Origin of the sequence: Streptosporangium sp. NPDC000239 (assembly GCF_040300765.1) — a bacterium.
Classification (GTDB): domain Bacteria; phylum Actinomycetota; class Actinomycetes; order Streptosporangiales; family Streptosporangiaceae; genus Streptosporangium.
Genome location: NZ_JBEPEI010000001.1, coordinates 553,760 through 578,506, shown reverse-complemented (window position 1 = coordinate 578,506; position 24,747 = coordinate 553,760). Strand labels below are relative to the sequence as shown.

The following is a 24,747-nucleotide window of genomic DNA, read 5'->3' as shown; positions in this document are numbered from 1 at the left end:
CCCGATGGCCTTCGACCACGACCGGTACGTCGAGGAGGTCCTCGAACCCGCCCGCCGCCCCGGTGGCGCGCTCCCCGACGATCCGCGTGCGCGCTACCGGGTGGACGAGACGATGAGCGCCGCCGAGGTCACCGAGACCGTCAGGCGGGTACGGCAGAGCTGGCGGCTGGCCAGGGGGCAGCTGAAGTTCAAACGGCTCGTCAACCGGCTTGAGGCCGACGACCAGGGGAGGTACCGGGAGATCTTCTCCGCGGCCGAACGGGGGGATCTCGGCCCGCTGCGCACGGCCCTGGCGGAGACGGCGGAGCACGCGGCCAGGCGGCGCGCGGACGCCGAGGAGCGTCTGCGGGCCGCCGCGGGCCGCCTGCGCCTGGTCCTTCCCGACGTCGTGGAACGCATCGCGCGGGACACCGGACTCGGGGCGGAGGAGACCCTCGCGCTGTGCGGCGAGCTCAGGATCGAGGCGCGCGAGCCCGACCGGCTGCCGCAGGCCCCGCCGTACGCGGGCTACGGCGAGGTCCGCGCGGCCCTCGACACGCTGGGCGAACGGCATCTGGCGCGTTTCGTGCTCGGTGACGCCTGCCGGGATACGCGGGTGCTCGGCGGCTTCTCCCTGCCGGACGGGACACCGCTCGGCGGTGACGCCCTCGAAGGGGTGCGGGCGAGGTGGGCGGCCGAGCCGAGGGGGACGCTGACGACCCAGGCCGAGACCGTGCTGACCGCGCTGGGCGCCGTACCCGACCCGGCTGAGCTGGTGCGTCACGACCTCGTGACCCGGGTGCGGGAGCGGGCCCGCGAACACGCCGACGACGGCACCCTCGTGCGGTACGCCGTCGGCCGTCTCGGCCTGGCCCTCGACGAGGCGCGCGGGCTGGTCTTCGCGGTCCGGCACGAGAGCCGCTACGGCGGCGCGCCGGGTGACACGGCGGCCCGGCTCAAGGAGCTGATCGACGGAGGGGACGTCGTCGGCGCCGTCGATCTCGCGCGGACCCTCGACGTGGCCGCGATCGCCGGAGAGGTCGGCGACCTGGTGGCCGAGGCCCAGACCAGGCTGGACACGGCCGTGCGCCTGAGGGACGAGGCCGTACGGGACGGCACGGACCCCGACCGGGCCTGGCTGATGCTGCGGGACGCGCTGGCGAGCGTGCCCGGCCTGCCGGAGGCCGGGGAGCTCCAGGCGAGGCTGGCCCCGCACCCGGCCGGGCCGGTCACGGCCGAGGCGTGCGCGGAGGGCGTCCTGGTCTCGTGGGAGCCCTCGGCGTCCAGGGTCGGGGAGATCGGCTACGAGGTGCGCAGGAACGGCGTCCCGCTGGCCGTCGTCGCCGGATGTTCCCTCCTCGACGAGGCCCCCGCCGTCGACACCGCCCTGCGCTACGAGGTGGTCGCCCGCCGGGGCGAGGCCGCCGCCGCGCCCTCGGGCGCCGAACCACTCCTCCTGCGCCCGGAGGCGGTCCGCGCGTTCGCCCTCGAACCCGACCCCGAGGAGCCGGGGGCGTTCCTCGTGCGCTGCCAGGCGCCCACGACCGGCGTCCTGGAGATCGTCGCCCTGCCGGGTGAGCCGCCCTGGCCGCCGGGAACGACGGTCCCGGTGGCCGGCCTGCGCGCGGCGAGTCGTACCGTGCCCTCCTCCCCGCACCGGGACGGCCTGACGGTCCGGCCCGCCGGGGTCGGCGCCGTCCTGCTCGCGGTGACCGTCTTGGGCGGTCTGGCCACGATCGGCGGCCACCGTGAGCACGTGAGCCTGCCGCCCGTCGCCGGTCTCACCGCCGAACGCCGGGGCGAGGTCGTGTACGTGGGGTTCGCCTGGCCGTCCGAGGTGAGCGAGGCGCTGGTGCGCTGGAACGGCCGGGAGCGGATCGTCTCCTCCGCGCTCTACCGCGGCCGGGGCGGCGTCCGGCTGACCGTCCCCGAGGACGAGGAGCTGACCGTCGAGGTGGCCCCGGCCCTGTTCCTTGAGGGGGGACACGTCTTCGGGCCGGTGTCCTCCGTACGGCTGCCCGCCAGGCCGCCGGTGCGCTACGACGTGATGTGGCAGGGACCGCCCTGGCGGCGCCGCCTGGTGCTCACGTTCACCTGCGAACGCCCCGTACGGCTGGCACGCCTGTCTCTCGTGCTGCGGCGGGGCCGCGTCCAGCCCGTTTCCGCCGCCGACGGCGTCGTCCTGGCCGAGTGGAGCGACCTGGAGGTCCCGGTCACTCTGGAGGCGCCGGTGCCCGGCCGGGCGGGGCCGTACTGGCTGCGCTGTTTCGCCGAGGGCGAGGCCGAACTCGTCGATCCGCCGGTGCGGCGGCTGAGGGTGGGGTGAGCCGTGGTCACCTGTCCGCACTGCTTCGCGAGGCTGCGTCCCGGCCGGATCGAGTTCCGGTGCGTCGGAGCCTCGGGGCGCAGGGGAGGTTGCGACCCCGAGCCCGACGAGGTCCTGGCCCGCCATCTCGGCTCGGCCTCGGGGGTCTCGCTGCCTCCCGCGTTCGCGGTGCCCCGTCCCGGGAGCCGGGCCGAATGTCCCCGTTGTCACCGGCCGACCGGCCGCCGGGTCTGCCCCCGGTGCCACGGCCCGCTGCCCGCGGAGTACTGCCGGCGGCCGGGAAGGATCGTCGCCCTGGTGGGGGCGAAGGGCTCGGGGAAGAGCACCTACCTCACCGTCCTGCTGCACGAACTGGCCAACCAGGTCGGCGAGGAGCTGAACACCACCCTCATGGGCTGCGACGAACGGACCATCGAACGCTACCGGCGTGACTTCGCCCGCCCGCTCTACGAGGAGAACCGGCTGCTCGGCGCGACCCGCTCGGCGGAGACCGAGCCCGGTGGGCCCCTGGTCTATCTGCTGTCCAGGACCGTCTGGTCGTTCGACCGCGCGGTGCGGCTGTTCGGGCGGGAGTTCCGGATCAGGTGGGACAGGACGCGCTCGCTGGCGCTGGTCCTGTTCGACGCGGCGGGTGAGGACCTGCGCAGCCGCGACCGCAGTGAGCTGTACCTGTCCTACCTCGGCGCGGCGGACGGCGTCGTCGTCCTCCTCGACCCGCTCGGGCTTCCCGGCGCGGGCCCCCCGGTGAACGGCGACCCCGGCGACGACCCCCTCGACGTGCTCGCCAGGGTCACCGAGCTGCTGCGCGAACGGCACCGTTCGGGGTGGCTCTCGGGATGGTTCCCGCGGCGGCTGCGGATCCCGGTGGCGGTGGCGCTCAGCAAGATCGACGCGCTGCGGCCCGAGTTCGGCCGCCAGTCGGCCCTGCACCGCGCCCGGCCCCGCACCGGCCGTCTCGACCTCGACGACCGGGAGGCGGTGCACGAGCAGGTGCGGGCGCTGCTCGACCGGTGGCAGGCGGGCGCGATCGACCGGTATCTGGGCCAGCACTACACCGGCCACGCGCTGTTCGGGCTTTCCGCCCTCGGCGGGGAGCCCGACCTGGGGACCGGCAGGGTCGGGCCGGGAGGCGTGCGCCCCTACCGGGTCGAGGATCCGCTGCTGTGGCTGCTGTACCGGTTCGGCATACTGCGCGCGGGGCGGTGAGGCGGTGGCCTGGCAGCTGCACTACACCTCGGTGGCGGCGGGCCCGACGGGCCGGGCGGGGTTCCAGTTCGTCGCGGAGACACCGGGGCTGCCCGAGGGCCTGCGGTCGCGTGTCGCCCCTCTGCTGACCTACCGGCCGCCGCCCGGCGCCCCGCTCGCCCCGACCGAGCGGGAGGCGTCGCGTTTCCCCGTCGCGCTGACCTACGACCTCCTCGGCTCCCACCGGGTGCTGACCCGCTGCGTCCATCTCGGCCGGGACTACTCGGGGCGCTACGGCAACTTCCTCGGGCACGCCCTGGTGGTCTCCCCCGGCGAGCTGACCGGCCTGAGACCGGTGGAGCTGTGGCGGGCCCCCTTCTGGAAGGACTCCCCGGAGACGGCTCTGCCCGAGCTGACCGAGATCGTCCCCGGCGGCACGGCCGACCCCGAATCCCTCGGGGAGTGGCTCGCGGGCCAGGGCGACGGCGGTTACGCCCGGCTCGGTTTCCTGCTGGAGACGACGGTGCGGGCCCTGACCCGGGGGCACGGGCGGCTGGTCCTGGTGGCCGGGGACGTCGAGGAGATCGTCCGGTGGATCACCGTGATCTCCTACTCGCTGCCGCAGGCCGTCGCCCTCGGCCTGTCGTTCGCCACCTACAGCGCCGATCCGGCGGCGGCCTCGCAGATCATCGTGGGGACCACGCCGGACGTCTGGCTCCCCTCCGACCTGGACGCCGAGGTGGTCGATCTCACCCGGCCCGCGGCCGGCTCCGGGACCGGCCGCCTGGCCCGTACGGTCGTGGACCGCTGGCGGCGGATGGACATGGCCGCGCTGGACGGCATGGCCGAGCTGGGCCGTACCGACCCCGAGGCCGCCGCGGCCCTCGTGGCCTTCTGCGACGGCGACGTCACCGTCACCCGCGCCGAGCAGCTGGACGCGGCACGTCTGCTGGAGGCCGGTCTCCCCGCCTGGGTGTGGCGGGCGTTGGAGGGCGCCGCCGGCCGGATGGAGTACGAGCTCGCCGCCGCCGCGAGCGCGACCGGCCCGCCGGACACGGCCGACCGCTGCGCAGCCCGGTGCGTGGCGCTGGCCCTGCGGGACCCCGAGCTGCCGTTGCCCGCCGTACGGCTGCGCGCGGCGACCCGCCGGGCGCTCGAACCCCGGGTGCGGGACGCGCTGGGCGGGGCGGAGAGCCTGACCGGTCTCGCCGCCGTGGCGCTGCTCGCCGTCGAGGCGGGGCTGGCCGTACCGGGGCGCGACCTGGAACGCCGGGCCGCCGCGCTCGTCCGTGCCGGGGCGGGTGATCTCCGGCGTGCCGCGGGGCGGATGCCGTACGGCTGGCGCGGCAGGCTTGTCGAGGGCGCGCTCGCCGGGCTGGAGACGGCGCCCGAGGAGGTGCGGGCCCGGCTGCTGACCGACGAGGTCTGCGACCTGCTCGCGCCCGCCGACCTGACACGCGCCCCGCGTACCGGAGCGGCCGTCCTCAACCGCCTGGTGCGGCGCGGCGCGCTCGGCAGGATCGACGCGACGGAACGGCTGGTACGGCTGGCGCCGGAACCCGGACGTGACACGGTGCTGCGCGAGATCTGGGCCGGGCCGCCGACGCCTGCCGAGTGCGGGGCGCTCGCGGAACGGCTGGGCGCCTCGGCCGGGGTCTCCCCGGTCCTGGCGGAGCTGCCGGGGCGCGCGTTCCTCAGCGGCGGGCCGCGGGAGGAGACGGCCAGGCTGGCGAGACTGGTGACGTCGACCGCTCCCGCCGGGAGCGCCGAGCTGGTGGTCGTCGTCGCGGAGATCTCCGGCGCGGTCCGGCCCGGTGACCTGGCCGGACCGCTCGAAAGGCTCCTCGACGCCAGGGAGACCGCCGGTCCCGAGCTGCGCGGGGCCGTGGCGAAGGCGGTGCTGGGAGTCCTGGACGCCAGAGGGCCCGAGTTCCGGGCGAAGGTCGTCATGACCGCCTCCCACCGGGCCGCCGCGTGGCTGGTCGACCTGTGGCTGAGACGCGTCAGGTCGCGGGAGGAGCAGGCGAGGCTCCTGGAGGTCACGGTCAGGCTGCGGCTGGGCGGGGCCGGATCAGAACGGCTCGACGCGTGGGCGCGCGGGTCGCCCCTGGGCTCCGTGCGGGCCAGGTTCGCCCACGACCCCGACCTCCTGCGGGGCTACGAGGAGCTGGTGCGCCCGCGAACCGCCCTGTGGGAACGTCTGCGTCCCCGGCTGGTGTGGAAGCGGGAGTGAGCCGTGTCGATCTGGGTCGTGATCGCGGTCGTCGTGTTCCCCTTCCTCGCCGGTGCCGGGCCTGCGCTGGCGGTCACGGTCCTCACCGCCGCCGGGTACCACGTCCACCGGTCCTGCCGGGTGCTGCTCTCCCGTACGGCCGCCGCGGTTCCCCGCCCCGGCGGCCAGGGCGGGGATCCCGCCTACCGGATCTACGCGCTGCGGCAGATATGGCGTGACTGGGCGGCGCTGGACAGGGCGAGCCGCCCGGTCGTCGTCGCCAGGGCCGGGGCCGTCCGGGACTGGGTCGGGCAGCGGTGGCGGGAACGGCCGCAGGTGTACTTCCTGTTCCCGCTGTGGCTCGGCGTCGAGACGGGCGTCGTGCTGGGCATGGTCGTGCTCGCCTTCGCCCTGGCCGTGTCGTTCGCGGCGTACGCGCTGGTCGCGGGCGTGGCCCTGCTGGTGTGGCTGCCCTGCGTCCTGGTGCTGCGCGGCCTGGACCTGGCCTTCACCGCCGTCCACCGGGTCCTGCAGGTCTGCCAGAACGCCGACTGCTACGAACGGCTGACGCTTCCCGAGTACGCCTGCCCCTCCTGCGGGGAACGGCACCGGCGGCTGCGCCCCAACGGGGACGGCGCGTTCCGGCACGTGTGCGTGTGCGGCGCCCGGCTCCCCACGACGATCCTCCTCGGCAGATACCGGCTGGCGGGGTACTGCCCCGGGTGCGGCAGGCCGCTGTCGCCGAGGACGGGACGGGCCAGGGCCGAGCCGCTGCCGTTCGTCGGCGGCCCCGACGCGGGTAAGACGACGTTCATGACGCTGGCGATCGCCGCGCTGCACGCCGCGGTCGAGGCGAACGGCGGGCGGGCGAGCTTCGTGACCCGTCAGGACGGCCTCGCCTTCACCCGCCACCGGGACGAGATGCGGCAGGGCAGGGTGTCCAAGACGCCCACTCCCCTGCCGACGGCCATGACGCTGGACGTCTCGCTTCCCACCGGGTCCCGCAGGGGGAACCGGATCATGTACCTGTTCGACCCCTCCGGCGAGCACTACACGGGGGCGGCCGCGGTCGAGGCGATGGGCTACCTGACGCACGGGGAGCGGATGGTCCTGGTCGTCGACCCGTTCGCACTGCCACTCGTACGGGGCGGCCTGACCACGGCCGAACGCGACATGCTCACCGCGGCCGGGGTCTCCTTCTCCTCGGAGGACCCGGCCGACACCTTCCAGCGGGTACGCAACGAGCTCGCCTCCCGTCCCGGCGGGGGCGGGCAGCGGCGGGTCGCGGTCGTCGTCAGCAAGGCCGACCTGCTGGTGCGGACGGGCGTCGGCCGGGGGGCCGGCCCGGGAGACGGTGAGGTGTCCGGCTGGCTCCGCACGATGGGCATGGGGAACATGGTCAGGGAGCTGTCCTCCACGGCGGGCGAGACCCGCTACCTGGCGTCGGGCCTTCCCTCCGACGCCGTGGCCGTCGCCCGGCTGGTCGCCTGGCTGGTCGACCTGCCGCTGGCCGTACCGGACGAGCTGCCCGAGGGGCGCCCGGTGACCGCCGATCCCCGCAGGCCGTGGCGGGTGTCACCGCGCCGGGACGGCCTCGTGCCGGTCGGTTACGTGGCCGCCCGGCGGGCCGTCCTCGCCGTCTCGATCCTCCTGCCCTGCGCCCTGGCCGCCATCGCGATCTCGGCCCTCATGTCCGGGTAACGTCGGGGAGAATGCCTTTCATGTCCCAGACGACGTTACGCACCGGCCGCATCCTTCTCGTCCCGCTGGCCGACAAGCACCTTGAGGACGAGGTGGAGCTCGACTCCGACCCCGAGGTCATGCGTTATCTCGAAGGCCGGGCCCGTACCCGCGAGGAGGTCGAGCGCTTCCACCGGAAACGGCTCGCCGCCGCGGACCGGGTGCCGGGCCTGGGGTTCTGGGCCGGTTCCGTGGACGGGCGGTTCGTCGGCTGGTGGATCCTCGAACCACCGCAGCGGGCCGACCAGGGCCCGGTCGAGGGGCAGGCCGAGCTCGGCTACCGCCTCCTGCGCCGTCACTGGCGTCAGGGCCTGGCCAGCGAGGGCGCACGGGAGTTGCTCCGGCACGGCTTCGAGGATCTCGGGCTGAACCGTGTCTTCGCCGAGACGATGGCGGTCAACGCCGCCTCCCGCGCGACGATGGCCTCGGTCGGCATGCGGCACGTCCGCACGTTCCATCTGGAGTGGGAGGAGCCGCTTCCCGGCAGCGAGCACGGCGAGGTCGAGTACGCGATCACCCGGCAGGAGTGGCTCAGGAGTTCCACGAGGCCTTGACGTCCGCGACGGAACCGATCCGGGTGACGCGGCGGCGTCCCGGGTACGGCACCCGCGACCCGGCCGACTGGAGGCCCGGCGCGCGACGGCCGCCGGGGACGTCGCCCGCGCCGTGCCACCCCATCCCCCGGGGGTCCGGCCAGGGCGAGGGGCGCCGCCGTCAGGCACCGGTCAGGAGACCGGGAAGTCGAATTCACCGTCCTTGACGCCGCCGACGAACGCCTGCCATTCGGCGCGGGTGTAGACGATCACCTCGGCGTCGCGGCGACGGCTGTGCCGCACCGCCACCCGGCCGCTGCCGTCCGCCAGCGGTCCGGCCTCCACACACTGACCGCCGGTGTCGGGGCTCTTCGAGCTGATGTGCCAGGCGACACCCGACAGTTCCTCGGGGGTGATCATCTGCTTCTCCCTGTCGTCTCATTTGAATCGGTCGACCGCGTTCTTGACAACGGTCGCGGAATCATCCGGGGTAAGCGCGGCGTTCAGCAGCGAATCGTATGCCTGGACGAAGTTTTCGGCACCGTCCGCCTCGGTGTAGACGGCCCCTGCCTTGGTCTCCACGTATGTCACGTCGGAGTAGGGCTCGGGCATGCGGAAAACCGTGAAGGCGCCGTCCACTCCGGCGTGCGCCCCGATCGCGAACGGCAGGACCTGAAGGGTCACATTCGGCCTGGAGACGGCCGCGAAAAGGTGCTCCAGCTGAGCACGCATCACATTCGGGCCGCCGACCGCCCGGTGAAGCACGCCCTCGTCGAGGACGATCATCAGCTTCGGCGGCGCCTCCCCGTCGAGCACGTCCTGCCGGGCCATCCGGAACGCGATCCACTGCTCGACCTGACGGGCGGAGGCCCCCGTGGCCCCCGCCGTGATGATCGCCGAGGCGTAGTCACGGGTCTGGAGGAGGCCGGGGACGACCATCGCCGCGTAGGAGTAGACGGCCCTGGCCCGGGCCTCCAGCCAGGCGTGGTCGAGCATGCCGCCGAGGGAGTCGGCCGAGAAGCCGTCCCACCAGCCCTTGCGCCAGATGTCACGGCTGAGCTGTTCGAGCCCGTCACGGATCCGCTCGTCGTCGATCTCGTACAGGTTGAGCAGGGCCATGACGTCGGACACCCGGGCCGGGATGATGCCCGACTCAAGGCGGCTGATGGTCGCCGCGTCACGCTGGAGATGGTCACCCGCCTGCCTGAGCGTCAGCCCGGCCGCGTCGCGGTACTCCTTCAGGTGCTTTCCGAGCCACTGCGCCCGCAGCGTCGGCCCTCTCTTCGCGGCCATCTCACTCTCCTTTGCGACCGTTTCCCCTTATGGGACCAATTCCAGGTAAATGCGGATATTCTCAACTGCCTTTTTTCGTAAGCTTGCGCTTTTGTGAAGGCAATGTCACGCTACCACCGCACCAACGGTCACGCTCAGCATTGACATGGGAGCGTAAAGGAACCTCCACGGCGTTCCATCCGTCATTCACACCCGGCGCCGGCCGGGCCGGGAGGCGAGGCTCCAGGAATGACCGCCCGCCTGCCGATCCGGTGAAGCCATACACACGCCCCGAGGAGTCCGTGACGAATCAGGGCCGTCACGTTTCGTTCCCTGGGCGGCACGAACGCTTTACCACGACGTTGACATCACCCGCTTCGCCCCCTCCTACAGTGGTTGGAACCCGGCGTACGCCCGGTTCGCGCCCCCGAGCCAGGCGGAGAAAAGGGGAGGCATGACCCACGAACCGGTGACATCCAGTGGCCACTCCGGGAACGGCAGCCGCGCGGGACACGCATCCATGTCCCCGCTCCTCAGGGAACGGCTCGACGCCGCCGTCGTCTCCGCCCGCGCCGAGCTGATCAGCGCGAGCGAGAAGAGAGCGGGCCTGCTGCTGTCATGGGCGGGCGTCGCCTACGGCGTGCTCGTCACCCTCATCCTCACCGGCCCGGCCCGCTTCCCCGGCATCGGGCGTTTCGGTGTCGTCCTGGCGCTGATCCTGCTGACCGTGGCGGTCACACTGATCCTGTTCACCATCCGCCCGCTGTCCCCCAGACGCGGCGGGCTGCGGGTCCTCGGCTACGCCGACGTGCCGACACCACAGGCCCTGATCGAGCGGATGAACACCGAGACCTCGGACTACGAGCTGTTCCTGGCGACCGACGCCCTGTGGATCGCCCGGGTCGCCCGCACCAAGCACCGCAACCTGCGCTGGTCCGTCGATCTGATCGTCGCCGGCATCGTCACCATGACGGTCATGGTCTTCCTGGAGCGCCTGCTCTGACCTCCGGTTCCTCAGGTGAGGTCGCCTCGCCGGTGACCGAGCACCGCGGCGATCGGCAGGACCGCCACCAGGCCGCTGATCAGCACCGCGGCGAGCGCTCCCAGGATGGCCTGCGCGTCGTCGAAGGCGATCCCGACGGCGGCCAGCGGAGGCCCCACGTTGCGCACCGCCGTGACGCACCCCATGGTGGTACGGCGCGCGGACGGCCCGGTGGCCAGCAGGGTGCCGGCGGCGAACGCGGCCACGGCCAGGACGAACCCCGCGAGCAGGGTGCGCGAGCCCAGCAGCGCGACGACGTCGTGCCAGCTGCCCAGCAGCATGCCGGCCAGCACCATCAGGAACGTCACGTTCGACACCAGGGCGGCGACCGGGTGCCACGAACGCGCCGTGGAGCGCGCGCAGTGACGCACCACCAGCCCCACGGCGAACGGCACCAGCTGCAGGACGGCCACGGTCCGCACCAGCGCGGCGACGTCCAGGGAGATCCTGGCGCCGACGTCGGCCACACTGAGGACGGCCGTGCTCATCGGGCCGAAGGTGAGGCTCGCCACCGCGGCCAGCAGCACCTGCGTCGCCGTACCCGCGCTCACATCCCCCTTCTGCACCACGCTCAGCTTCGCCCCGAACGGCCCGCCCGGGGAGGCCGCGACCAGGATCAGGGCGATGAAACCCGCGGTGGGCAGGGCGAACAGCGCCGCGAGACCCCAGCCGAGCAACGGGACGGCCACCAGGTTGGCCAGCAGGGCCAGCGCGAGCAACCGCAGGTCGGTGAGGACCGCCCGCAAGGCGGACAACGTGGTCGCCAGGCCCCCGGCGAACATGGTGACCGCGATGAAGATCACGGTGATCGCGTTGAACAGTGGCTGCAGCGCGTTCATGGAACCTCCGGCCCTGCGCCGTGCGTCAGCCGCCGAGTTCGCCCAGCCAGCGCAGGGCACTCAGCGAGGGCATGAAGCAGTACTCACCGCCGCGTGTGACCACGAACCGTGGCAGTCCCCTCAGGCAGCGCCGCAGCGGCCTGCGGGGAATCGTGAAGTCGCCGGAGCCGTCACCGGAGCCGACGACCGGGTCGCGCTCACCGCCCGCGCCGAAGAAGACGCCGTCGTTCATCCACTCGGACTGGACGAACTCGAACTGCCTGCCGAGATGCGCCCCGATGAAGGCGAACATCAGCCCGCGGTCGGCCCCGTCGTCCTCCAGCACCCCTTCGGGCAGCGGCGGGCCGTAGGCGGTGCCGCGCCGGATCATCCGGTGCAGCCTCGGCACGCCCGCCACCGCCGCGTCGCGGGGATTGCCCCTGCGGATGTGACAGCCGCCGGGAGTGGTGAACCCCGCCGGGTCGTCCCGCTCGTAGCCGAAGGCGTTGTTACGGGACGGATCGGCGCCCAGAGCGGGATCGTCGCGGCCGGGGCTGAGCGCCAGCGGGGCGCCGCTGCGCCAGCGGCCCATGATCTTCGCCGCCAGCCACTCCTCGTCCGCCGGATCGGCCGCGTTGTCACGCAGGTAACGCCGGAACGCGGCGACGCGCTGGTGAAGCTTGCGGAAGACCGCGTAGCTGCCGTTGCGCCCCAGCACCTCGGGCTGCGGGACCTGGAGACCACCCAGCTCGTCGGGGTAGCCGAGCACGAACTCCCCGGCCCTGAGCGGCGTCTCCAGGCTGTTGGACCCGGCGATGCCGCTGCCCTCGACGGCCGGGTGGCTGATGCCGTCGCGGTAGCCGAACGGCTCGGTCTCGGTCGACAGCGCGTGACAGTCCTGCCGCCAGATCGCCGTGACGCCCGGCAGGGCGTGGTAGGCGGGCCGGGCTCGGTCGAGGGCCGCCTCCAGCCGCGTGTCGTCGGGGGCGAGGGCCACCAGCACCACGTGGACCTCGGAGGTGCCCAGCGGGGTCTCCCAGTTCTCCGGGGCACTCTCGCCGACGTCGCCCAGCGCGCGGGCGCGGGCGGCCATCCCCTGCCCGAACTCCCAGGAGAAGGTCTCCAGCGACTCCCTCGGCACCCCGAGCGCCGCCAGGCCGTGGTGGGTGAGCGCGACGCTGACCCAGGTCTCCCCCAGGGGGCTGGTCGTGTCGGCGGCCGAGGTGACCGCCGTGCTGAGGCGCCGCATCAGCTCCCGGCCGTGCGCGCGGTCGTCGATGCGGAACAGGACGTAGGTCGCCGCGTACGGGCTCGGCCGGGGGCTGAGCACCCCACGCTGGATGTCGTCGAGTTCGAGTACGGCCACCGCCCGCCCGGTCATGTCCCCCTCCGGTCCGTGACGATGTTCCGCCAGAAGGCGCGCAGGCTCTCGTCGCCGCCGAACAGCGAGCTGAAGACCGTGGAGTCGGCCAGCAGCACGTCACCGGCCCGGTCGCCGCCCGGGGGCATCCACAGGACCACGTCGAACTCGGTGTTGCCCTCCTCGGTGAAGGGGTGTGTCGGCCGGGTCAGGTCGATCGGCTGCCGGCCCAGCACACGGACGACGTCCGGGTCGTCGGTCGTCACGGCGTAGTGCGGCAGATGCATGTGGAAGTTGAGGGTGGTCACCCCCTCCAGCCATCCCGCGCCGTCCAGGTCCCGGGCGATGGTCAGGGGCGCGATCTGCTTGGGTCCGCTCACTGCGGGGCGCAGGCCGTAGCGGTTCTCCACCGGGATGCCGAGTTCTCCCATCAGGGAGCGCAGGTAGCGGGCGAAGCGCTGCTGCCGGGGCACCAGGGGGTCACCGTGGTGGCGGTGTTCCCTCTCACGGACGGCCAGGTCGTCGGAGGCTCCGACGTCGTGGTGCGGCCCCAGCACCAGGCGGGTCCCCTCCCGGGCGAGGAAGGCCCGAACGGCCTCGACCTCCTCGGGCGCCGGTTCCTGCCCGGTGATCATGTGGTCCAGCCCGAACACCAGCAGGGTGTCGGTGTCGGCCAGCACCCGCTCGTCCAGCGGGGTGGGGAAGCCCGCCTGGTCGACGCGCTGGTACACCGGCACCGGGTGCCCGGTGACCTCCTCGGCGAACCGCTGGAACGGCAGCCAGCCCCAGAAGAACAGCTCAAGGGATCCGGCGACACCCTGCTGGAAGCGCAGCGGGTCGGACCACTTCGGATCCTCGTAGGCGGGCCAGGCCGTCCGCCGGACCTCGGTCATCGTGGAGAAGCGGTTGTCCAGCTCGGCCGGGTTCCTGCCCGCCTCCGCCGGATAGCTCCACGAGACGTAGACGCTCACCCGCCGCCCACCGGGGGTGTACGGACGCGGCACGTGGTTCTGGTTGTAGGTGCGTGCGGTCGCTGACCGGCTCATCTCGTCTCCCCTGTACGGCGGGACACGCCTGGCGCCCGGCCCGCCCTGGCGGCTCACGGCTCGGATCTCACTGCATCTGGTCGAGCATCTCCGACAGGGCGCTCTTGATCCGCAGCGCCTTCTTGATCTCGTCGGCGGTGACGTAGGGGTACTCCCCGTACTCGATGAAGCTCGGGCAGTGGTGCTCGCGGACGAACCTGACGAACGCCTCGGGGTTGGTCCGCCAGTCCTCGGGGAAGCCCTCAAGGTTCTCGAAGGCCGTGCTCACCCCCGACATGGTGAACAGCGCGACGGCGTCCTCGGTGTACTTGTCGAAGTCGGTGTCGAAGATCCCCTGGTACATGAAACGCGTGTCGTCGTCGAAGAGCACCCAGCGCAGGTAGTGCAGTTTGAGCGGGGCCAGCAGGTGCGGGTCGGCCTCCAGCGCCCTGGCCAGGGTGTGGCCGTGGTCCCTGATCGCCTCGGCCCGCCCCGGTTTGACGTCGGCGATGATCGTGAACCCGTAGCACGCCGGGGTCCTCGGGAAGACGGGGCCGTACTTACCCTGTTCGAGATGGTCGGTCTCCTTGGGGATGACGACCGCCCGAGGAATGATGTCCATGCCCGCTCCCCCTGTCACTCGGCCAGGGGGGAAGCAGGCGAAGCTGCCTGACCTGCAGAATTATCCCATGCCCTGGTCCGGGGACGGCGCCCGCCGTACGGGTTGCGCGGCGGGCGCCCGGTCCCCCGGGGCTATCGCAGCAGCCGCCTCATCGTGGCGATCTCCGCCGACTGGCCTGCGACGATGTCGGCGGCCATCCGCCTGGCCGGTTCGTGGACGCCTTCCGCCTGCTCCTGCCCGGCCATGGCGACGGCGCCCTCGTGGTGCTGGATCATCATCGTCAGGAACGCCCTGTCGAAGGCGGCGCCCTTGAGCCCCTTGAGCTCCTCCATGGCCTGGCCGGACATCATGCCGGGCATGTCGTGGTCCATGGGCGTGCCCCGCTCACCCGGCACCTGCGCGCCCCAGGCGGTGAGCCAGCCGCTCATCGTCCGGATCTCCGGCTCCTGGGCCGCCTCGATCTTCCCGGCCAGCTCCTTGACCTGGTCGCTCGCGGCCCGGCCCTCGGCCAGCTTCGCCATCTCCACCGCCTGGCGGTGGTGGGGGATCATCATCTGGGCGAACATGACGTCCTTGCCGTTGTGGTCGGCGGCCGGAGTGGAGGCCGCCGGCGCGTCCGGGGCGGATTCCACGGCGAGTGTGGTGCGCCCGGTGGAGCCACAGCCGGTGGCCGGCAGACCGGCCGCCGCGAGAACGAGTGCGAGAATGACGATGCGCTTCATGACGAACACCCTTCGTGTTCAACAAGGTGAATGAGAAGTCGGCGCTCGACGGTCAGAACGGACCGCCGAGTGCGGCTTCTACACCCGGATCACACAAAGCTGGGCGAGGGTCGGCCCTCTGGGGCGGGCGGTGGGCCCGCGCGGCAGCCCGCGAACGAGCGAGCGGGCCCGCGTCGGCACCGGCCGGCCGAGAACCGTCACGGCGGCGAGGAGCAGGAGTGCCGCCCCGGTGAGCAGGAAGGCCAGGCAGACCTGGCCGCCCATGTGACCTTCGTGGGAGGAGTCCGGCATCGGGGCACCGGCGCCGGAGGCGTGGCCGAGCCCCATGGTCAGAACGCTCGCCGTGGGTGCCGGGCCGGGCGAGGGCTGCACCCCGTGCATGACGATCAGACCGCACAGGACGGCGGCGACCAGCAGCAGCCCGCCCAGCGGGGCGAGTCTGCGAGCCGCGTTGCCCATTGCCACAGTCGTCACATTACCGGCCGCCCGGTCACGACAGTTCCTCGACGGCGCGCTGGTAGGCGCCCAGGGTGTCGAGGAACATCCGGCGCTGTTCCGGGGTGAGCGGTTCGAGCGCCCTGCGCCAGGCGACGGCCCCCCTGGCCAGCCAGTCGTCGATCGCCGGGCGACCGGCCGCGGCGATGCTGACGATCCTGCGGCGCCGGTCGTCGTCGTCCTCGCGCCGCTCCAGGACGCCCTTGCGGCTCAGCTCACCGACCATCAGGCTCACCGTCGTCGGCGCGACCTCAAGGCGCGCGGCCAGCTCGTTCACCGTCATCGGCCCGTCGAACAGCAGGTAGGACAGCAGCGACAGATGCCGGGGCCCCAGCGCGAGCGACTGGAGCGGCTCGGGGACCGGCAGCCGTTTCGCCCGCCCGACCATGCGCGGCATGAGCAGCAGCAACGCCCGGATCGCGTCGTCGACGCCCAGTCCGGGCCCCTCGTCTCCGCTTGACATGCCCCACCCCTCACAAATTACCTTTGCGAACAAAGATATTTGGCTTCCAAAGCAAATCCATCGTAGTCGTACAGGGGGAATCGATCATGACCATCCTCGTCACCGGCGCCCGGGGCAACATCGGCGGCCGTCTCCTCACCCTGCTCGCCGAGGGCGGCCACCGGGTGCGCGGCTCGGCCAGGGACACCTCCGCACTGCGGCTGCCCGAGGGCGCCGAGCCCGCCGAGCTGGACGTCACCGACCCGCGCGGCGCCGAGCAGGCCCTGCGGGGCGTCGAGACGATGTTCCTCTACCCCACCAGAGGCGAGACCGGCGCCTTCCTGAGGATCGCCGCCGAGGCGGGAGTGCGGCACGTCGTGCTGCTGTCCTCCCCCGCCGCCTACGAGGCCGGGGAGTACGACCGGCCCATCGGCCTCGTCCACCGGGCGGCCGAGCGGGCGCTGGAGGAGTCCGGCCTGCGGCACACCGTGCTGTATCCGAGCTGGCTGGCCACCAACGCCCGCCGAGACTGGGCCGGGGAGATCCGCGCCACCGGGCGGGTCGGCATCGCCCATCCCGACGCGCAGGTCAACCCCGTCCACATCGACGACGTCGCCGAGGTGGCCGCGCGCCTGCTCACCGAGGAGGCGCACCGGGGCCGGAGGCAGGTGCTCACCGGCCCCCGGTCGATGCGCCTGCGTGAGGTCGTCGCGGCCCTCGGCGAGGCCGTCGGCGCGCCCGTCGAGGTGGAGGAGCTGACCGTGGAGCAGGCGCTCGGACGGCGCGACCCCCGGATGCCCGAGCCGGTCCTGCGGACGCTCCTTGAGGTGACCGCCTCGGCCGTCGGCGTTCCCGCGCCCGTCACCAACACCGTCGAACGGATCACCGGCCACCCCGCCCGCGAGTTCGCCGAGTGGGCGAGCGCGAACCGGGCCGACTTCCGATGACGCGGGGGCGCCCCGGCCACGACGGTCCGGAGCGCCCCCGAGCGGATACGGCACCTGTTCTGTGGATCCTTCACGTCCACCGCGGCCGCCCAGGCGGCGACCCACGGAACAGGTCCTAGCGCTGGGCCTCGATCATCCAGTGCTGTTCCTCCAGTTTCTGGGTGATCTCGATGAAGATGTCCTGGGTCACCGGATCGGCCTTCTCGGTCGCCTCGACGCGCTCACGCATCCTGCGGATGATCGATCCGAGGATGTCCGTCATCGCGGCGACGACCTTGCCGTCGTTGATGTAACCGGCCTCCAGTTCCGGCAGCTCGCTGGTCTTGGCGAGCGTCGAGGCGCGCCCGTCGGGGTTGCCCCCGAGAGCGACCGCCCGTTCGGCGACGGTGTCGGCGTACTCCCTGGCCGAGGCGACGATCTCGTCGAGCTGCAGGTGCAGCGAGCGGAAATGGTGGCCGATCACGTTCCAGTGGGCCTGCTTGCCCAGCAGTGACAGCTCCAGAAGATCCACGAGCGCGCCCTGGAGCGCGGTGATGACGACCTTCTTGTCCTCGCCCTTGAGCGAACTGGTGATCGCGGACATGTGGTGTCCTCCCCCTGCTTGCAGGATCGGTTTCCGTTTTGTACGGAAACGTCCCTACCCATCAATATGGCCCTTATGTTGACACTGTCATTGTGACAGTGTCACTATCGTCATATGGAATGGACCATCGGTGAGCTGGCGGAGCGGGCCTCCGCCGCGTTGTCCCCGACCGCCCAGCTCAACGGGCGGGTCAGGGACGTGCCCAACGAACGCCTCATCCGGTGGTACGCCACGATCGGCCTGCTCGACCCGCCCGCGTCCCGCCGGGGCCGCGTGGCCCTGTACGGCAGGCGTCACCTGCTCCAGCTCGTCGCCGTCAAACGCCGCCAGGCCGAGGGGCTGACCATCGCCGAGATCCAGGCCGAGCTGGCCGGGGCGAGCGACCAGACCCTTGAGGCCGTCGCCGACCTCCCCTCGCCGGCCTCTCCGAGCTCTCCGGGCCCTCCTGCGGGCCCTGCGGGCGGCGGAGGCGCGCGCCCGAGGTTCTGGGCCGAACCACCCAGGACATCCGCCCCCCGGCCGCGGGCGCGGCCCGTCCCCGCCCAGGTCAACGGCGTACGGCTGGCCGCCGGGGTGACGCTGCTGCTCGACGGCGGACATCCCCTCTCCCCCGGCGTGCTCGCCGACATCGGCGCCGCCGCGGAGACGCTCCTGGCGGTGCTGCGCGAGCACGGCCTTGTCCCCGACGTCCCCGGCGCCCCCGGCATCCCCGGCAAACCCGACAACCCCGATCACGGAGGGAACCAACCATGATCACCGAGATCACGGCGCTACGCCCCGAGGAGTGCGAGCCGGTCCCCGGCGCCGGTCTCGGGGCCCTCGTCACCGACCGGGGCAACCTGCCGCTGGAGAGCGTCGAGGTGACCGCGGGCGTCTGCGGCCTCGCCGCGGGGGTCGAGGTCGTCCAGACCTTCCGCAACCCGCACGAGGTGGCGCTTGAGGCAACCTACGTCTTCCCGCTGCCCGACCGCGCCGCCGTCACCTCCTTCACGATGGAGGCCGACGGCCGGGTCGTCGAGGGCGTCCTGAAGGAGCGCGGCCAGGCCAGGGCCGACTACGACCGGGCCGTCGCCGAGGGCAGGCGGGCCGCGATCGCCGAGGAGGACCGGCCCGACGTCTTCACCATCAGGGTCGGCAACATCGTGCCCGGCGAGCGGGTCACCGTACGCCTCGGGCTCGACCAGCCGCTCCCCTACGAGGACGGCGCGGCGACCTTCCGCTTCCCGCTGGTCGTCGCTCCCCGTTACGTTCCCGGCGCCCCGCTGGACGGTGAACGGGCGGGTGACGGCTGGGCGTGCGACACCGACGCGGTGCCCGACGCCTCCCGGATCACACCCCCGGTGCTGCTGCCCGGATTCCCCGACCCGGTCCGCCTGTCGCTGGCCGTCTCCATCGACCCCGCCGGTCTTGACCTGCGCGAGATCCGCTCCAGCCTGCACGTGGTCCAGGAGGAGGGGAACACCGTACGGCTGCGCCCCGGCGAGCGTCTCGACCGCGACTTCGTCCTGCGCCTGGCCTTCGACGCCTCGACCTCGCTGGCCCTGGTCCCCGACCCCGGGAAAGACCCCGAGGACGGCTCCGGGGAGGGCACGTTCACCCTGACCGTCGTGCCGGGCCCGGCCCAGGTCACGGACAGGGCGAAGGACGTCGTGCTGGTACTGGACCGCTCGGGCAGCATGACCGGCTGGAAGATGGTCGCGGCCCGGCGCGCGGCGGCCCGCATCGTCGACACGCTCACCACCGGTGACCGGTTCGCGGTGCTGTCCTTCGACACCGTCGTCGAGGGTCCCGAGGGACTCGGCGAGGGATTGTCCGAGGCGAGCGACCGCAACCGCTACCGCGCGGTCGAGCACCTGGCGCGTCTTGAGGCGCGGGGCGGCACCGAGATGCTGGCCCCCCTCGAACGGGCGGCCGGTCTGCTCGCCTCCGGCGGGAGAGGCGGGAGAGACCGTGTCCTGGTGCTCGTCACCGACGGCCAGGTCGGCAACGAGGACCAGATCCTGGAACGGCTCGCCCCCCGCCTGGCCGGGACGCGGGTGCACACGGTCGGCATCGACAGAGCGGTCAACGCCGGGTTCCTGAGCAGGCTGGCCGGGATCGGCGCGGGCCGGTGCGAGCTGGTCGAGTCGGAGGACAGGCTCGACGAGGCCATGGAGCACATCCACCGCAGGATCGGCTCTCCTGTGGTCACCGGCCTGTCCCTGGAGGCCGACGGGCTCGGCCTGCTCCCGGACGGCGTCAGCCGTCTCGACTCGCTCTACCCGGGGGTCCCGCTCGTCGTCAGGGGACGTTACCGGGGCGCCGCCGAGGGCTCGCTGGCCGTACGGGGGACCGACGCCGCCGGGAACGCCTGGCAGCGGCGGGTCGCGGGGAGCGTGGCGGACGGCCCGGCCACCGGGGCGACCCGGGCGATCTGGGCGCGGGAGCGCCTGCGGGCGCTTGAGGATCGCTACGCCGCCGGGGACCACTCCCTGGAGGAGGAGATCGTCGCGGTCTCCCTGAGGTACGGCGTGCTCTGCCGGTTCACCGCGTTCGTCGCGGTCGACAGCCGGGTGGTGGCCGAGGGCGGCCCCGGGCACCGGGTGATCCAGCCGGTCGAGCCGCCCAGCGGGTGGGAGCGGCCGCTTCCCCCGGCGGCGGCGCCGATGTCGCTGACCGGGATGGCCGCCCCCATGAGCGCCGCGCCCGGGTTCGCGGCGGCGAGCTTCGGGGGCGCCCCCGTCCCGCCTCCCGCGCCGGGCGCCGCCGCTCCGCGCTCCGTTGCTCCACGTGTCGCCGCACCCGGCCCCCGCCCCCGGCTCGCCGGCCCCGCCCCGGTGGCTCCTCCCGCGCCCGCGCCGCTCGGTGAGCTGCTCGCCGGGGAGCTGCGCGGGCTGCGGGAGGCGGCGTCCCTGCCCGCCGCCGACCGGCTGCGTCATCTGGAGGACCTGGCGGGCAGGCTCGCCGCCCTGGCGGTCTCCCTGGGCGGTCACGCCGGGCTTGAGGCCCTGGTCGCACGGCTCCGGGCGGGCGGGGACGTGGAGGACCTGTGGCGCGAGACCCTCGAAGGGCTGGAGGAGCTGGGCCGTACCGGAAAACGCCGCTCTTTCTGGAGGCGATAACGGCCATTTCTTAGGAGATATAACCTATTTCATATGGAGGGTATAACGCGCCGCCACCACAGGGGATAGCTTCCTCTTATAAGGGTCAGGACGTTATGCGACAGGCGATTAGCCGCAGGTCAGGTTGGTTAAAGTTCCCGCGTGACCAGTCCCATTTTCTCTCTTTGTGATGAATATGTTTCGCGTTCGGCGGCGCTCGACCCGGTCGCCGCCGGAGCGGCGGGCATCGCCGTCGAGTTCGCCGCCGCGTCGGACTACGGCCCGGACGGCCACGCCGCGCGGGCCGCCCTGATCAGCGAGACATTGACCAGGCTCGCCACCCTGCGCCCCCAGGGTGAGGCGGATGTGCGGGCGGCCGCCCATCTGCGGGAACGTCTTGAGGCCGAACGCGCCTGGCACGAACTCGGCGAGCCGCTGCGCGCGGTGCAGGCGCCTTTCGGGCTCGTCAACGACCTGCGTGACAGCGTGGACCTCCTGCCGAACGGCACCGACGACGAGTGGCGTGACGTGGCGGCCAGGCTGGCGGCGATGCCCGAGATGCTGGACGGCTGGCGGACGAGCCTGGAGACCGGCCTGTCCAGGGGACTGCGGGCGGCCCGCCGCCAGGCGCTGGAGTCGGCGACCCAGGCCCGGCTGCTGGCCGACGGCGGCACCCACAATCCGCTGCTCGCCCGGTACGGCGACGGGCCGGTGCGGCAGGATCTGGCCAGGGGGGTCGCCGCCGCCCACGCCGCCTACGCCCGGATCGCCCGCTACCTGCGTGACGACTACGCGCCCATGGCCGAGGAGGCCGACGCGGTGGGCGCGGAGCGCTACGCGGCGGCCGCGAGGATCAGCCTGGGCGCCGACATCGACCTGGTGGACGCCTACGAGTGGGGCTGGGCCGAGCTCGAACGCATCGAGACCGAGCTCGCCGTCGAGGCCGACCGGGTCAAGGCGGGCGCCTCGGTCGAGGAGGCGACGGAGATCCTCAACGACACCCAGTACGTCGTGGGCCGCGACGCCTACCGTGACTGGCTTCAGGAACGTCACGACAGGGCGGTCGAGAGGCTGCACGGCACCCACTTCGACATCGCCGAGCCGCTGCGCCGGGTGGACGTCACGCTGGCCGTCGGCTCCTCCTCCGGGGCGCCCTACTACACCTCGCCGAGTGAGGACCTGTCGCGGCCGGGCCGTACGTGGTGGCCGGTCAGTGAGGACAGGAACCGGTTCGAGACCTGGCCGGAGCTGACCACGGTCTTCCACGAGGGCGTTCCCGGGCACCATCTGCAGTTCGGCGCGACCAAGGTGGCCGGGGAGAGCCTGTCCCGCTTCGGCAGGAACTCCTGGGTGAGCGGGCACGGGGAGGGCTGGGCGCTGTACGCCGAACGGCTGGCCGACGAGCTGGGCTGGTTCACCGAGCCGGGCACCCGCCTCGGCATGCTCGCCGGGTCGGCGCTCCGGGCGGCCAGGGTCGTCGTGGACATCGGCGTCCATCTGGACCTGCCGCTGCCCGACGGGTCGCGGTGGACCTTCGCCAAGGCCTGCGAGGTGCTGGGCGAGCGGGGCAGGTGTGAACCGCACCGCATCCACGCCGAGATCGTCCGCTACTTCGGCTGGCCCGGCCAGGCGATCTCCTACAAGCTCGGGGAGCGGGCCTGGCTGGCCGCCAGGCAGGAGGCCAGGACGCGCCTGGGCGCCGCCTTCGACCTGCGCCGCTGGCACACCTCCGCCCTTGAACTCGGCCCGGTCGGCCTGTCCAGCCTGGCCGAGGCCCTGCGCCGGATCGGCTGAGCGCCGGGTGGCCGGGGAGGGGGCGTCCTCCCCGGCCACCCGTTACACCCATAAAGTGATGGAATGACGGTTCTCGACGGCGGGCTGGCCACACATCTCGAAGCGCTCGGCGCGGACCTGCGCGACGAGCTCTGGTCGGCGAAGCTCCTGATCGAGAACCCCTCGGTGATCCGTCAGGCGCACCTCGACTACTTCGCCGCCGGGGCCGACGTCGCCACCACCGCCAGTTACCAGGCCAGCGTTCCCGCCTTCGTCCGGCGCGGGCTGAGCGCCGTCCAGGCCGAGCGGCTGATCCTGCTCTCGGTACGGCTCGCGACCGAGGCCAGGGACGCGACCGGCCGGGGCGCGGTCGCCGCCAGCGTCGGCCCCTACGGCGCGGCCCTGGCCAACGGCGCCGAGTACACCGGCGACTACGACCTCGACGAGGACGGCCTGTTCGCCTGGCACCGGGACCGCTGGCACATCCTGGCGGGCTCCGGGGCGGACCTGCTGGCCTGCGAGACCATCCCGTCCCTGGCCGAGGCACGGGCGCTGCGGCGGCTGCTCGACGAGACGCCGCAGACCCGGGTGTGGGTGAGCTTCTCCTGCCGCGACGGCGGTCACATCAGTGACGGCACCCCGCTGCGCCAGGCCGCCGCGCTGTTCGCCGGTCACCCGGGGGTGGTCGCGGCCGGCGTCAACTGTGTCGCGCCGAGCCACGTCCCCTCCCTCATCAAGGAGGTCACGGACGTGCCCGTGGTGGTCTACCCCAACTCCGGTGAGACCTGGAACGCCGCGGAGCACCGCTGGGAGGGCCTGGCCGACCCCGCCGAGTACGGCGCCGCCGCCGCGGAGTGGCACGCGGCCGGCGCCTCCTTCGTGGGGGGCTGCTGCCGTACGACGCCCGAGCACATCCGCCGGATCCGTGAGCGTCTGCCTGACTGAGCGGCGCTCAGCCCCGGCCTCCCTTGGCCGCCTCCCTGGCGGCACGGGCGGCCTCGACCTTGGCGCTCGCGGCGTACTTGTCGACGTACTCCTGGCCGGACAGCTCCATCAGGGCGTACATGATCTCGTCGGTGACGGCGCGCAGGACCAGGCGGTCCTCCTCCATCCCGTAGTAACGGGAGAAGTCGAGCGGCTTGCCGAACTTCACGCCGGGGCGGATGCCGAGCCTGGGCAGGGGACGCCCCGGCGGCATCATCTCGAAGGTGTTGACCATCGCCCACGGGATGACCGGGACACGCGACTCAAGCGCCAGCCTGGCCACGCCGGTCTTGCCCTTGTAGAGGCGCCCGTCGTGCGAGCGGGTCCCCTCGGGGTAGATGGCCAGGACCTGTCCCTCGGTCAGGATGCGCTTGCCGGTGCGCAGCGCCGCCTCACTGGCCTTCCCGCCGGAGCGGTCGATCGGGACGGTGCCGACGCCGCTGAAGAAGGCCCGGCTGAGCACGCCCTTGATCCCGCGTCCGGTGAAGTAGTCGGACTTGCCGAGGGAGATGACCTTTCTGGGCAGGAACAGCGCCCCGAAGAAGTGGTCGGCGAACGACAGGTGGTTGCCGGCCAGGATCACCGGGCCCTCTCTCGGCACGTTGTCCACCCCCTCCGCCCACGGGCGGAAGATGAAATGGAGGAAGGGCCAGAGGATGGCCTTCACCACCCAGTAGAACACGCGAGGCTCCTTCGGTCGGCATGTGGGACCTGGAGCAATCCTCCCACCTCCCGGACGGACCACCTACATCGCCAAACCACACATATCGACCTCTCGCAAAACACGCCCCAGTCGTGCGACGATCGGGCGAACCTTACAAGGAGCTGCGATGCCAGTCATGCCCGGCGCGGAGCCGTACCACCACAGAGGGGGACGGGTCGGGGTTCTGCTCTGTCACGGATTCACCGGGTCGCCGCAGTCGCTGCGTCCCTGGGCGGAGCACCTGGCCGCCGCGGGCCTGAGCGTCGAGCTTCCCCGGCTGCCCGGCCACGGCACCACCTGGCAGGAGATGAGCCACACCCGCTGGGAAGACTGGTACGCCGAGCTGGACAGGGCGCTGGCGGGCCTGCGCGGCCACTGTGACGAGGTCTTCACCGCCGGGCTCTCCCTGGGCGGCTGCATGGCGCTGCGGCTGGCCGAGGTGCACGGCACGGGCATCAGGGGGGTCGTGGTCGTCAACCCGTCGATCGCCAACGACGTCCCCATGCTCGCCCTGGCGCCGCTGCTCGGGCTGTTCGTCTCCTCGGTGCGGGGCGTGGCCGGGGACATCAAGAAGGAGGGGGCGAGGGAACTGGGCTACAGCCGTACCCCGGTCAAGGCCGCCGCCACCCTCCCCCGGCTGTGGGCGCTGACCCAGTCGGAACTGCACAAGGTCACCCAACCGGTACTGGCTTTTCACAGCCCGCAGGACCATGTGGTGAAACCAACTAGTTTGCGCATTTTGCGTGAAAAGCTAACCGGGGGGAACCTTGATGTTGTGGAACTCAACGACAGTTACCACGTCGCCACCCTCGACAACGACGCGGACCGGATCTTTGCGGGGAGCCTGGAGTTCATCAACGCGAACGCCTCTGTACCCTTGCAGGGAGAGTGAAGGCAGGCGGGG

General features: G+C 72.6%; 23 protein-coding genes. 12 read left to right on the top strand and 11 right to left on the bottom strand.

The annotated features are described in order from the left end of the window. Positions 1-4 precede the first annotated feature (4 nt). Genes ABT340_RS02675 through ABT340_RS02655 form a run of 5 tightly spaced genes read left to right on the top strand, consistent with a single transcriptional unit; the run spans position 5 to position 7,996 of the window. Positions 5-2,305, top strand: a complete 2,301-nt coding sequence (locus ABT340_RS02675) for a hypothetical protein (RefSeq protein WP_352008890.1) — start codon at positions 5-7, stop codon at positions 2,303-2,305. A 3-nt stretch (positions 2,306-2,308) separates the two neighbouring features. Next, positions 2,309-3,511: a hypothetical protein gene (locus tag ABT340_RS02670; RefSeq protein ID WP_352008889.1), complete on the top strand. Its 1,203-nt coding sequence runs from the start codon at positions 2,309-2,311 to the stop codon at positions 3,509-3,511. Between the two features lie 4 nt (positions 3,512-3,515). Then, on the top strand, positions 3,516-5,723 hold the full coding sequence (locus tag ABT340_RS02665) for a GAP1-N2 domain-containing protein (protein ID WP_352008888.1): 2,208 nt from the start codon (positions 3,516-3,518) through the stop codon (positions 5,721-5,723). Positions 5,724-5,726: 3 nt separating this feature from the next. Further along, complete coding sequence (locus tag ABT340_RS02660) at positions 5,727-7,403, top strand: TRAFAC clade GTPase domain-containing protein (RefSeq protein WP_352008887.1); 1,677 nt, start codon at positions 5,727-5,729, stop codon at positions 7,401-7,403. A gap of 20 nt (positions 7,404-7,423) precedes the next feature. Next, positions 7,424-7,996 (top strand): GNAT family N-acetyltransferase, encoded by a 573-nt coding sequence (locus tag ABT340_RS02655; protein ID WP_352008886.1) that lies wholly within the window; start codon positions 7,424-7,426, stop codon positions 7,994-7,996. Positions 7,997-8,167: 171 nt separating this feature from the next. Here the strand turns inward: ABT340_RS02655 and ABT340_RS02650 are convergent, their stop codons facing one another. After that, a complete protein-coding gene (locus ABT340_RS02650; protein WP_352008885.1) occupies positions 8,168-8,395 on the bottom strand; it encodes a DUF397 domain-containing protein in 228 nt (75 codons plus the stop codon). 18 nt (positions 8,396-8,413) lie between these two features. Continuing rightward, a complete protein-coding gene (locus ABT340_RS02645) occupies positions 8,414-9,268 on the bottom strand; it encodes a helix-turn-helix domain-containing protein (protein ID WP_352008884.1) in 855 nt (284 codons plus the stop codon). Positions 9,269-9,767: 499 nt separating this feature from the next. On the opposite strand from ABT340_RS02645, the gene ABT340_RS02640 reads away from it, so the two are divergent. Then, the gene (locus ABT340_RS02640) at positions 9,768-10,250 is read left to right on the top strand and encodes a Pycsar system effector family protein (protein WP_352008883.1); all 483 of its coding nucleotides are present in this window, start codon (positions 9,768-9,770) and stop codon (positions 10,248-10,250) included. A gap of 11 nt (positions 10,251-10,261) precedes the next feature. On the opposite strand, the gene ABT340_RS02635 is transcribed toward ABT340_RS02640, so the two are convergent. The 7 genes from ABT340_RS02635 to ABT340_RS02605 form a co-directional block, all read right to left on the bottom strand. Further along, positions 10,262-11,128, bottom strand: a complete 867-nt coding sequence (locus ABT340_RS02635) for a bile acid:sodium symporter (protein WP_352008882.1) — start codon at positions 11,126-11,128, stop codon at positions 10,262-10,264. A gap of 25 nt (positions 11,129-11,153) precedes the next feature. Then, positions 11,154-12,488, bottom strand: coding sequence for a Dyp-type peroxidase (locus ABT340_RS02630; protein WP_352008881.1), 1,335 nt, complete (start codon positions 12,486-12,488; stop codon positions 11,154-11,156). Beyond that, complete coding sequence (locus ABT340_RS02625; RefSeq protein WP_352008880.1) at positions 12,485-13,513, bottom strand: hypothetical protein; 1,029 nt, start codon at positions 13,511-13,513, stop codon at positions 12,485-12,487. The genes ABT340_RS02630 and ABT340_RS02625 overlap by 4 nt, the downstream gene beginning before the upstream one ends. 67 nt (positions 13,514-13,580) lie before the next feature. Next, positions 13,581-14,114, bottom strand: a complete 534-nt coding sequence (locus tag ABT340_RS02620) for a hypothetical protein (protein ID WP_352008879.1) — start codon at positions 14,112-14,114, stop codon at positions 13,581-13,583. A gap of 131 nt (positions 14,115-14,245) precedes the next feature. Continuing rightward, entirely contained in the window at positions 14,246-14,836 is a 591-nt protein-coding gene (locus ABT340_RS02615) for a DUF305 domain-containing protein (RefSeq protein ID WP_352008878.1), read from the bottom strand. A gap of 78 nt (positions 14,837-14,914) precedes the next feature. Then, on the bottom strand, positions 14,915-15,310 hold the full coding sequence (locus tag ABT340_RS02610) for a DUF6153 family protein (protein ID WP_352008877.1): 396 nt from the start codon (positions 15,308-15,310) through the stop codon (positions 14,915-14,917). Positions 15,311-15,326: 16 nt separating this feature from the next. Then, a complete protein-coding gene (locus ABT340_RS02605) occupies positions 15,327-15,794 on the bottom strand; it encodes a MarR family winged helix-turn-helix transcriptional regulator (protein WP_352008876.1) in 468 nt (155 codons plus the stop codon). 86 nt (positions 15,795-15,880) lie between these two features. On the opposite strand from ABT340_RS02605, the gene ABT340_RS02600 reads away from it, so the two are divergent. Next, positions 15,881-16,720 carry an NAD(P)H-binding protein gene (locus tag ABT340_RS02600; protein ID WP_352008875.1) on the top strand — a complete coding sequence of 280 codons (840 nt, stop codon included), beginning with the start codon at positions 15,881-15,883 and terminating at the stop codon, positions 16,718-16,720. 115 nt (positions 16,721-16,835) lie between these two features. Here the strand turns inward: ABT340_RS02600 and ABT340_RS02595 are convergent, their stop codons facing one another. Next, positions 16,836-17,303, bottom strand: coding sequence for a Dps family protein (locus tag ABT340_RS02595; RefSeq protein WP_352008874.1), 468 nt, complete (start codon positions 17,301-17,303; stop codon positions 16,836-16,838). A gap of 114 nt (positions 17,304-17,417) precedes the next feature. Here ABT340_RS02595 and ABT340_RS02590 point away from each other — a divergent pair, with 114 nt between their 5' ends. The 4 genes from ABT340_RS02590 (at position 17,418) to mmuM (ending at position 23,101) form a co-directional block, all read left to right on the top strand. After that, positions 17,418-18,056: a helix-turn-helix domain-containing protein gene (locus tag ABT340_RS02590; RefSeq protein WP_352008873.1), complete on the top strand. Its 639-nt coding sequence runs from the start codon at positions 17,418-17,420 to the stop codon at positions 18,054-18,056. Then, positions 18,053-20,404, top strand: coding sequence for a VIT domain-containing protein (locus tag ABT340_RS02585; protein ID WP_352008872.1), 2,352 nt, complete (start codon positions 18,053-18,055; stop codon positions 20,402-20,404). The genes ABT340_RS02590 and ABT340_RS02585 overlap by 4 nt, the downstream gene beginning before the upstream one ends. 141 nt (positions 20,405-20,545) lie before the next feature. Then, positions 20,546-22,177 (top strand): DUF885 domain-containing protein, encoded by a 1,632-nt coding sequence (locus ABT340_RS02580; RefSeq protein ID WP_352008871.1) that lies wholly within the window; start codon positions 20,546-20,548, stop codon positions 22,175-22,177. Positions 22,178-22,240: 63 nt separating this feature from the next. After that, entirely contained in the window at positions 22,241-23,101 is an 861-nt protein-coding gene (gene mmuM / locus ABT340_RS02575; protein ID WP_352008870.1) for a homocysteine S-methyltransferase, read from the top strand. A 7-nt stretch (positions 23,102-23,108) separates the two neighbouring features. Here mmuM and ABT340_RS02570 read toward each other — a convergent pair whose 3' ends face one another. Then, positions 23,109-23,822, bottom strand: a complete 714-nt coding sequence (locus tag ABT340_RS02570) for a lysophospholipid acyltransferase family protein (RefSeq protein ID WP_352008869.1) — start codon at positions 23,820-23,822, stop codon at positions 23,109-23,111. A gap of 148 nt (positions 23,823-23,970) precedes the next feature. Between ABT340_RS02570 and ABT340_RS02565 the strand changes: the two genes are divergently transcribed. After that, positions 23,971-24,735 carry an alpha/beta hydrolase gene (locus ABT340_RS02565; RefSeq protein WP_352008868.1) on the top strand — a complete coding sequence of 255 codons (765 nt, stop codon included), beginning with the start codon at positions 23,971-23,973 and terminating at the stop codon, positions 24,733-24,735. The last annotated feature ends 12 nt before the right edge of the window (positions 24,736-24,747 follow it).